The sequence below is a fragment of the Anaerococcus sp. HMSC075B03 genome (genome assembly GCF_001815585.1).
Classification (GTDB): domain Bacteria; phylum Bacillota; class Clostridia; order Tissierellales; family Peptoniphilaceae; genus Anaerococcus; species Anaerococcus vaginalis.
In genome coordinates, this window is sequence record NZ_KV821206.1 from 56877 (window position 1) to 65912 (window position 9036).

Annotated in this window: 10 protein-coding genes; all 10 read right to left on the minus strand. The window is 28.4% G+C overall.

Annotated elements, in window-relative coordinates; all coding sequences use genetic code 11:
- Positions 1-669: 669 nt before the first annotated feature.
- Positions 670-1239: a protein adenylyltransferase Fic gene (gene fic, locus HMPREF3045_RS08330; RefSeq protein ID WP_070738585.1), complete on the minus strand. Its 570-nt coding sequence runs from the start codon at positions 1237-1239 to the stop codon at positions 670-672.
- Positions 1240-1285: 46 nt separating this feature from the next.
- A complete protein-coding gene (locus HMPREF3045_RS09360; RefSeq protein WP_180363020.1) occupies positions 1286-1429 on the minus strand; it encodes a hypothetical protein in 144 nt (47 codons plus the stop codon).
- 66 nt (positions 1430-1495) lie between these two features.
- Positions 1496-2017: a cysteine hydrolase family protein gene (locus HMPREF3045_RS08335; RefSeq protein WP_070738587.1), complete on the minus strand. Its 522-nt coding sequence runs from the start codon at positions 2015-2017 to the stop codon at positions 1496-1498.
- A gap of 98 nt (positions 2018-2115) precedes the next feature.
- The gene (locus tag HMPREF3045_RS08340) at positions 2116-3171 is read right to left on the minus strand and encodes an enoyl-CoA hydratase/isomerase family protein (protein WP_070738589.1); all 1056 of its coding nucleotides are present in this window, start codon (positions 3169-3171) and stop codon (positions 2116-2118) included.
- A 73-nt stretch (positions 3172-3244) separates the two neighbouring features.
- Complete coding sequence (locus HMPREF3045_RS08345; protein ID WP_070738591.1) at positions 3245-4060, minus strand: MurR/RpiR family transcriptional regulator; 816 nt, start codon at positions 4058-4060, stop codon at positions 3245-3247.
- 9 nt (positions 4061-4069) lie between these two features.
- Entirely contained in the window at positions 4070-4969 is a 900-nt protein-coding gene (locus HMPREF3045_RS08350; RefSeq protein WP_070738593.1) for an ROK family protein, read from the minus strand.
- A 57-nt stretch (positions 4970-5026) separates the two neighbouring features.
- The gene (locus tag HMPREF3045_RS08355) at positions 5027-5476 is read right to left on the minus strand and encodes a NanQ anomerase/TabA/YiaL family protein (RefSeq protein ID WP_070738595.1); all 450 of its coding nucleotides are present in this window, start codon (positions 5474-5476) and stop codon (positions 5027-5029) included.
- 15 nt (positions 5477-5491) lie between these two features.
- On the minus strand, positions 5492-6997 hold the full coding sequence (locus HMPREF3045_RS08360; protein ID WP_070738597.1) for a sodium:solute symporter family protein: 1506 nt from the start codon (positions 6995-6997) through the stop codon (positions 5492-5494).
- An 11-nt stretch (positions 6998-7008) separates the two neighbouring features.
- Positions 7009-7929 (minus strand): dihydrodipicolinate synthase family protein, encoded by a 921-nt coding sequence (locus HMPREF3045_RS08365; protein ID WP_070738599.1) that lies wholly within the window; start codon positions 7927-7929, stop codon positions 7009-7011.
- A gap of 30 nt (positions 7930-7959) precedes the next feature.
- Positions 7960-8664, minus strand: coding sequence for an N-acetylmannosamine-6-phosphate 2-epimerase (locus HMPREF3045_RS08370; RefSeq protein ID WP_070738601.1), 705 nt, complete (start codon positions 8662-8664; stop codon positions 7960-7962).
- Positions 8665-9036: the final 372 nt, after the last annotated feature.

Sequence of the window (9036 nt, forward strand, 5' to 3'; positions counted from 1 at the left end):
AATTATATCACAAAGGACTTGTTTTTCAAGGCTAATGATTTTCATTTATTTATTGTGATATAATAATTTTGCCTATTACTTAATAGGTGAAAGGTGGTGATTGGATTGATCACATCCGTAATGGAAAATTTTATTTTTCCCTTGTTGGTTGGTTTGATATTATTTTTTGTAAAAAAATATTATTCCGAAAACAAGTAAATAAAAAGACAGTAGTTCCGACCTACTGTCTTTTTTTGTGGTGATTCCACATTGTTAACCTCAATTCCTTGAATTAATCAAGGGTTTTTTGACAAGAGTTTTCTTCTCTTACCTAAATTATATCACAAAGGACTTGTTTTTCAAGATTTCAAAATATATTTGATTGAGAATAGGGACTTTTTTGACTACAAATCTTGCAATCTCAAAACTTATATAATTTCCCAAGTAAGATTATATTATAATTATATTAATAAAAAGTAGGTATATAGAATTATTATATAACTAATTATCTTATAATCAGAAATTTTAAAATCAATGAATCGAATCAAATTTCTTACCGCTTCTTACCATTTATTGAAATCTCAAGATTGTATAACAATAAAAAAGTAAAAAATACAATAATTTTTTTAATTTCAAAACTTTTTCTTAACTTTTCTTACCACTTATTTAATTGTAGATTTCTCTTTTTAATTATTTTATATCATAAATGTCAACATCGTTTTGCTCTTCATATTCATAAGAACGTTCAATCCCTTTCATATAAACATCTCTATTTTCTGTATCTTCTGTAAGAGCATTTTTAATTAAACGCTTTAATTCTAAAGAATTTACAGGGGATCTTTCCATAGCCTGTAAATAAGGCATTTTATCTATTTTTTGCCAATCTACACACTTTTTAAGATTTTTTTTAAGTATTAAATCTAACCAAATCCTTGTTGCTCTGCCATTTCCATCTCTAAACGGATGCGCAACATTCATTTCCACATATTTCTCAACAATTTCGTCAAATTCATTTTCTGGCATTTTCTCTATTGTTTTTAGATTGTCTTCCAAAAATAACAAAGGAGCAAATCTAAAATTGCCTTTTGCCAAATTAACGCTTCTTATTTTTCCAGCAAAGCTAAACACGTCTTGGAAAATATATTTGTGTATTTGCTGCAAACCTTTAAAAGTCCCTACTTCAAATTCATTTATAATACCTTTATCCCAAAGCTCTACAGCTCTTTTTTTACTTAAATATTCTTCTTTTTTTGTCCCCATTTTCCCTACTTTTCTGTATAGTACCCTATCATCAAAATACCAATAACTAATTTTCTCCCTCAAAATTAGCAAATGCTACTAAATGTTTCAAAATATCTATAGGTTTAATTCTTGCACTTTTTCTATCAAAAAATTGGTTTTCTCCTTGTAAACAATAATATTCAGCTGTATTAATATTTTTTATTTTCATATTTACCACCTATAATTGAGATCCTAATATTTTAAATTTATTATAATTACTATACGCTTATTAAAATTATTTTTCTTTTGAATTTAAAATATTTACCTGGCAAGACTTCATGGCTTCTAAGGCTATTTTGTGATTTTTTTCGTTTGTTGCCTTGCACAAATCTTCTATTACTGTTACTTCTGTATTTAATAGGGCGTTTTTTATGAGTATGGCATTTGAAAGCACGCAAATGTCTGTGCAAATTCCTACCATATAAATATTTTCGATTTTTTCTTTTTCATTTAATTTCTTTAAATATTCTACAAGCTCATAAGAACCAAATGATGGTTTGTCAATTATTTTGTGATTTTTTGTATCAATTTTTATTTGCCAACCTTTTGAATTTTTTATGCAATGTTTTACTGGAAGATGAGTTCCTTCTAGGCTTTCTAAATAATTTTCATCGTGTGTATCTCTTGTGAAAATTACTTCTCCATTAAAATTTTCTACCAAGCTTTCTATTGGTTTTACTATCTTATCATTGCCTTTGTTTCCTAGCGCTCCATCTACAAAATCATTTTGCAAATCAATTACTAATAATACGTCCATATTTTCTCCTTTTTAGTATTTTTATTAGTATATAACTTATATTTTTTTAAATCAACTTAGAAAAGTTCAAAAAAATAAACCTAGGTTTTATCCTAAGTTTATCTTTCTTTATATAATTTTTCTATTCCCAATAAGTCTTTTATTTTTTCTACCGAAACTTGATCTAGTGATTTTTCTTTCCAATTTGCACTTTCTTTGTCTATTATTAATGACCTTATTCCTTCTTTCATTGTTCCTGTTTTTCTTGCGTATTTTAAAATTTTTAGGTCAAGGTCAAAAACTTGGTCTTTAGTTAGGTTTTTGCAAATAAAATATTTTTCAAATTGTAAAAAAAGCATAAAAAGATTTCTTTCTTTTAAATTCTCTAAGGTTTTTTTGGCAAAATCATCATCTTTATTTTCTTCTAAACTTTTTATAATTTCTTCTATGCTTGAATGAGAAAAGTATTTTTCTATTTTTTCTTTATTTTTTGAAATTTTTGAATTACCTTCTAATGCCTTATATTTTTGTGTTTGTTTTTTTAATTCTTCTATTAATTTTTCTCCATCATATTTTTTTGATAGGGAAAATAAAATATTTAAAATTTTATCGTAATTTTCTGATTTTACATAAATATCTGCCAAATCATATTTTATTAAATCTGATGATGATAAACTTTCGCCACAAAGACCTAGATATTGTCCAAGGGCTTGGGGAAGTTTTGAAATATGTTTGCAAACTCCAACGTCTGGAACAAAACCTAATCTTGTTTCTGGCATCGCCCAATTTACGCTTTCGTCCGCAATTATAAAATCTGAATTTACGGTAAGTCCTATTCCTCCACCCATAACTATGCCAAAATAATGGCTTATAATTGGTTTTTTGTAATCTTTTACGTACCTATCTAAAACAAATTCTTCTTCATAAAATTCGTCTTTGTTTTGGCATTTATCATTTAAAAGGTAATCGTAATAAATTGCTTTTAAATCTCCGCCTGCGCAAAATCCTTTTTGGCAAAGTGAATCAAATAATATAGCCTTTATTTTTTTGTCATCTTCCCATTTTTTCAAAATCTTTTCTATATTTTTTACCATTTCCATATTCAAGGAATTGATTATTTCTGGTCTATCAAGGTAAATAATACCTACATTTTCTATAATTTTTTCTCTTATCATTTTAATCTCCTATATTTAGGATATTTTTAAAATGAAAAATGTCAAGAAATTTATGCGTTAAATATTTTACAAATTATTCAGTCCCTAAGGCTTTTAATGTATCCCCATGAAGTTTTTCTTTTATATTTTTATCTTCTTTTACAAAGTAGGAATATAAAATATCAACCATAATAGAAATTGGAAATTGTGGGCTTATTGCATTTCCATAGTTTAAATGTTTGAGTGATGGAACAAGGATTACTTCATCGCAATAATCCTTATACAAATCTCTAACTTGTGAAGTTATAAGAACTGTTTTTGCATTTTTGTTGTGTGCTTGTGATAAAAAAAGCAAAACTTCGCTTGTATTGCCACTAATACTAAGTCCAAAAATTAGAGAATCTTCATCGTGAAAAGCTCCTCTCATTTTCATTTGATCAGAATCTGTTATGGAATCTATATTTACTCCAATTCTCATAAATCTAAGTTCCATTTCGTTTGCTGCAAGTCCTGATGAGCCTTTTCCGCAAGCTACAACTCTGTGAGCCTTGCTTATATATTTTATTACTTTTTTAATTTGACTTTCATCGATTAGGCTGTAGGTTTTGTTCAATAATTCTTGGTAAGTATTTAAAACTTGGCTTACATTTCCATTTATATCTTCATTTTTTTCTACAAAATCTTCTCCATATTGGTAAACAAATTCTCTGTATCCTCTAAATCCACATTTTTGTGCAAATCTTGAAAGGGAGGCTTGAGATACAAATAATTTTTCTGCTATGGTTTTGCTAGAAAAATCTTCTCTTTTATTATTGTGAATGAAAAAATCTGCTATATTTTTTTCAACTTCTGTAAAATTTTCGTAATTTGATTCTATTATTTCTACAACGGATTTATTATAATAGTCCAAAATATTCTCCTATTTTTCTTCTTCCAAATCTCTAAAATTATAATAAGCTCCCAAGATTCCTGCTTGGTTTTGGTGTTTGGCAAATTTTAAAGTCATATTGTCGAAAAACCTTTTTTCCAAATATTGGGAAATTTTTTCTTCAATTCTTTTTTTCAAATATTTTTCTTGCGCCATAATTCCACCGCCTAGTACGACTGTATCAGGATTTAACATATAAGATAAATTTGCAATTCCAAGTCCCAAAACATCACACATTTCATCAATTGCTTTTATGCAAATTTCATCGCCTTTTTTTGCATTTTCAAAAACTTTTTTTCCATTCCAAGATGATATATCTTCATTTTTTTCTTTAGCAACTTTTTCAACCAAAGTTTTTGCTGAACCTAGATTTTCAAATTTATCATTTCTAATATTAATATATCCAACTTCAAAAGCTGAACCATTTGCCCCGTGGATTATTTTCCCATCAATTATTCCACATCCTCCAATTCCTGTTCCAATTGTAAGAGTAAGACAAACTGAGCTGTCCTTTGATGCTCCAGACTTGTATTCTGCATATCCTGCACAATTCACATCATTTTCAACCTGACAAGAAAGATCAAATTTTTCTTTGATTGCCTTTTTAAAATTTATTCCAATATAATTAGGAATTAAATCTGATGCGTGATAAATTGAGCCGTTTTTCGTATCAACTACGCCTGCTGTTGAAATACAAACTCCCATTATTTGGTCATTTTGATTTTTCTTTACAAAATTTTCTACGATTTTTATAACTTCGTTTAGGATATGGTCTCCGCCTTTTTGGGCATTTGTTTCAATTTCATAATTTTCTAAAATATTTGCCTTATCATCAATTAGTCCATATTTTATAGCTGTTCCGCCAATATCTATGCTTATATATTTTTTCATAATATCTCCTTTTAAAAAATAAGAGGCAAATGCTCATCACACTGCCTCTATTATATCCTATAATTTGATTTTAAAAATTGCTTTTTTAATTTTTTGCGGATTTTTAACTTTTATGGCTGTCATATGACCATCGTTAGGATAACAAATTAGAAAATCTCCCTCAGTTAAAATTACTGATGAATTTTTTTCGCCTTCCATTGCTTGATAATCATCTTCTTTTTTATAAGAACCCAACTTCATATTATCTATAAAATTTAAATCAATTTGTTCACTTCCATCAAGCATAAGATGAAGGTCGAGATAATCTTTATGAGCTTCCCAAAATCTATTTTCAGGAGTAGTTGTTTCATATTCTACGATATTTACAAAAAGTTCTTCGCCTTTTATAGGATGAGTCCCTTTTTCCATTTTTTTCATATCATTATTTTTATAAAAATCAAAACATTCTTTAATTTTTTCACTTAGATATGAAAATTCATCTAAATTTTTTATATTTCCAAATATCATTTCAAACCCCAAATCTTAATTATAAATTGTTGTATTTTTTGGTAGTGTAGTTTCTTTTCCCTTTACTTTATTGTAAATTGCTGATGCGACAAGTCCTACTACCAAAGATACTACTATTGATATAATTGAATATGACCAGAAAGAAATTTTTGCTGGATCTACGAAATATTTTACATAAATCATAACACCGCTTGCTGCAATAAAGGCTAGTGTTGCTCCGAATTTATTTGCAGTTTTTGTAAATGCTCCAAGTATAAATGTTCCTACAAGTATTCCCAAAACAAGTCCCATAAATCCATTAAACCATTCATAAGCTGATTTTATATCTCCATTTGCCAAAATCATTGAAACGATTATTGCAAAAATTCCTACTATTAATGAAACTCTTTGACCGATTTTTGTTTGTTTTTCAAAACTTAAATCTTTATTTAAGCTTGCTTGAATATCCAAAGCCCAGCTTGATGCAACTGAATTTAATCCTGTTGAAAGTGTTGATTGGCTTGCTGCATAAATTGCTGCAAGTAAAATTCCTGTAAATCCTACTGGTAGCTCAAAAGCAATCCAAGATGCAAAAATTTGATCTTGTTGTGCTGCTGGTGGCAATGGATTTGCTTGAACTTTATAAAATACGTAAAGTCCTGTTCCTATTAGATAAAATACTGTTGCTATAAAAATTGATAGACAACCATTTGTTATCATCATTTTGTTTAATTTTTTTGTATCAGTTGTTGTTGTAAATCTTTGTACAATATCTTGACTTGAAACATAAGAGCCAATTGTGTTTAAGCCTGCTCCAAATATTAGTAAAAATATTGAATCCTTAAATATATTTGCATCAAATATTGGTTCGTTTACTGCTAAAAATTTGTGATTTGTGAAAAGCTCGTTTGCAACTGCTCCAAATCCACCATTAATATTTGCCATTAAATAAAATAGTCCAAAAGTTACTCCAAGAAGTAAAACTGATCCTTGGATAAAATCTGTCCACAAAACTGATTTTAGTCCACCAGTATATGAGTAAATTATTGCTATAACTCCCATGATTATAATCAAAATATTTACATTTATTCCCATAAGTTTTGATAAAACCATACATGGAAGATACATTATAATTGACATACGACCAACTTGGTAAATTATAAACATAATAGCACCAAGAATTCTTAGGCCCTTGCTATCAAATCTTAATTCTAGATAGTGATAAGCTGTGTCTATATCAAGTTTACTATAAATTGGCAAGAAAAATTTTATAGTAAACGGAATTGCTACAAGCATTCCAAGTTGTGCAAACCACATAATCCAAGTTCCTGCATAAGAATTTCCTGCAAGAGAAAGAAAGGAAATCGGACTTAAAAGTGTTGCAAAAATAGAAACTGAAGTTACCCACCAAGGCACTGTTCCATCGCCTTTAAAATATTCTTTGCCCTTCATTTCTTTTTTAGAAAAATGAAGACCTGCAAACAATACTGCTGCCAAATATACAATTAATATTGCTAAATCAATTTTTGTAAATCCCTGCATTTTATTTCTCCTTAGCCTAAATATTTATTTTTTGCATCATTTATCATTTTAGCTGCTTCATTTACAACTTCCATATCAGAATCAACCAAATTTTCTAATGGTTTTCTAACTCCACCAAGATCTAAGTTTTCATTTATTTTTAAAATAGCCTTGATTACTGCATATAAATTTGCACGAGCTTCGCACATTTTATAAATTATTGCATCAACATCATATTGAATTTCGCGGGCCTTTTCTAAATCTTTATTTTTTAGACATTCATCCATTTTTAAAATTAATTCTGGCATTACACCATAAGTTCCACCGATTGCTCCCTCAGCTCCAATAAGTCTTCCAGAAATAAATTGTTCATCTGGACCATTGAAAATTATGTAATCATCTCCAGCAGCTTGTTTAAACATTTGAATATCTTGAACTGGCATTGAAGAATTTTTAACACCAATTACATTAGGATTTTTTCTCATCTCAGCAAATAATGAACCTGTCAAAGCAACTCCAGCAAGTTGTGGAATATTGTAAATTACAAAATCAGTATTTGGTGCAGCAGAAGAAATATCATTCCAGTATGACGCAATAGAATATTCTGGAAGTCTAAAATAAATTGGAGGAATAGCTGCAATAGCATCAACTCCCAAACTTTCTGCATGAGCTGCAAGCTCCATAGAATCTTTTGTATTGTTGCAAGCCACGTGAGCTATAACAGTAAGTTTTCCCTTAGCTTCTTTCATTACATTTTCAAGAACAATTTTTTTATCTTCAACACTTTGGTAAATACATTCTCCAGAAGAACCATTTACATAAACACCCTTCACACCTTTTTCTATGTGATATTTTGTAAGCTCTCTTACTTTTTCTGGACTAATTTCTCCATTTTCATCGTAGCAAGCATAAAATGCTGGAATAACTCCCTTATATTTGTCTAAATTTCTCATAATTTTTCCCTTCCTTTATATTTTTATTTTTTATTTTTCTAATTCATTAATTTTTTCAGCAAAATTTTTAGTTATAACTTGTGGTCTAGTAATAATTGAACCAACAACTACACTGTAAGCACCAAGCTCAAGAACTCTCTTAGCTTTTTCAGGTGTATTAATATTTCCCTCAGCAATTACTTTGTTATTTACATTTTTTAAAATATCTCTAAGAATTTTGAAATCATTTTCTTCGATTTTATCATTTTTAGATTGGTCAGTATATCCAACCAAAGTTGTTCCAATAAAATCAAAGCCAAGTTTGTCAGCATTTATAGCCTCATCAACAGTAGAACAATCAGCCATAAATAATTGATTAGGATATTTTTTCTTAACTTCCTTAAAAAATTCATCAATTCCAATTCCACCAGGTCTTAAATCTTTAGTAGCATCCATAGCAATTATTTCTGCCTTAGATGAAATCAAATCATCAACTTCTTTCATAGTTGGTGTAATATAAACTTTAGAATTTTCATAATCTTTTTTTACAATACCAATAACTGGCAAATCAACTTCATTTTTTATTTCTTTAATATCTTCACTCGTATTAGCTCTGATACCCTTTGCTCCACCTTGCTTAGCAGCTTTTGCCATCTTTCCCATTATAAATGATGAATGTAAAGGCTCATCTGGCAAGGCTTGACATGACACTATTAATTTCCCTTTAATAGAACTTATTTCCTCTATATCAGCCATATCTACCTCCTTGATGGTTACAGTATATTACATCGTAAATATAATTTCAAGATTTTAATTTATTTTGAAATAACTTTCACAAAACAAATCCACAAAATTCGTTTTCCCGTTTTCCAATATATGATTTTTAAATTTTACGAAATTAATTTCAATAAAAGTGATATTTTTAAAATCATTTGCTAAAAGCTGATTAAAAATTTACGCTGGTTTAAAATATTTTTTAGATAAAAAATAAAAATTTATTTTGAAAAATTTATATGATTTTACAAACTAATTTTTCGCAATAAAAAAACGAGATAAAATAAGTATCTCGTCAGATTGTTGACAAACTAAAAAATTACTCATTTCGACCAGATAAACAACCGTTGATTT